This window comes from Pseudomonas arcuscaelestis, from assembly GCF_016881005.1.
In the GTDB taxonomy this organism is placed as follows: Bacteria; Pseudomonadota; Gammaproteobacteria; order Pseudomonadales; family Pseudomonadaceae; genus Aquipseudomonas; species Aquipseudomonas arcuscaelestis.
This window is the reverse complement of sequence record NZ_JACOPV010000080.1, coordinates 1-1,071: the sequence shown is the minus strand read 5'-3', so window position 1 is coordinate 1,071 and position 1,071 is coordinate 1. Positions and strand designations below refer to the sequence as shown.

Sequence of the window (1,071 nt, the reverse complement as noted above, 5' to 3'; positions counted from 1 at the left end):
TGTGGCCGACCACGGCCAGTTTCAGGGGTTTAGTCATGGCCCGTCTCCAGCCAGGTGAGCGGCGCGCAGTCGGCGAAGGGGAGGTCCAGTTGCTGCAAGGCCGTGTGCCAATCGCCGAGGCGCTCGGCATCCAGCGCCTGGCCCGGTGGCGCTTGTAACAGCCAGACCCGGGTGGCGCTGGCGCTGCGGGCCAGCTCGCCAATCAGCGCGAGGCTGCCGCGATCCGGCGAGCGGCGCGGGTCGCAGGCGATAGCCAGGCGGGCGGGCGGGAAGCGCGTGAGTTGTTCCAGCAGTTTGTTGCGCGACTCACGGCTGTCGAGGATGCCCGCGTTCTTCACGCTGGCGGGCAGCTTGGGCGGCCAGGCGTGCTGGTCGTCCAGTTCGATGGCCACCAACAGGGCGCCGTCGCTTTCCAATTCACTGACGCCGCCGCTGACGTGGTGCAACTGCTCGGGCGCGGCATCGTTGACCCCGAGACGCTCGCTGCTCGGCATCAGGCGTTCGCGCCATTGGCTGTAGCCGGGCAGGTTGAGGTCCAGGCGCAGGGCGGCGCGCCCGCGTTTCCAGCGCCACAGGCACAACAGGGCGAGGATCTAGCGAGGCAGCACGCCATACTCCAGCAGCACGCCCACCAACCAGGCAGCCCAGGCCTGGCGGGCACTTTCGATATTCAGGGCAGTATCGCCGCTGGCGCGGATCATCTCGACGGTCGGCACGTTGAACCCCAGCAGGGCGGGCAGGGTGCCCAGCGCTTGAGTCGCGGCAACAAAGGTATCGGCGCCAAGAATGGTGGTTTCCCACACAAAGCCGTAGCGACGGGTGGCGAGTAGCGTAAGCAGAATCACCATGGCGCTGAGCAACGCCAGCAACCACAGGCTGTTAACCAGCACACCCACGGCCCAGCGGTTGAGTTTTTGCCGTTGCAGCAGCAGTAAAAGCGCCGGGGCCAGCTGTGCAGCCTTGGCATCACGGGCGAGTTTTTCACTGAGCCACAACCACAAGCGGCCCAGGCTGGCGCCGTGTTCGCCGGCAAACAGCAAACCAAGTGCCCAACTGATCAGCAGAATCAGA

General features: G+C 66.2%; 1 pseudogene. It reads right to left on the bottom strand.

The window, feature by feature from the left end:
• Positions 1 to 29 precede the first annotated feature (29 nt).
• Positions 30 to 1,071 (bottom strand): annotated as a pseudogene (locus H8F21_RS29380) (DUF2868 domain-containing protein); the annotation flags it as partial.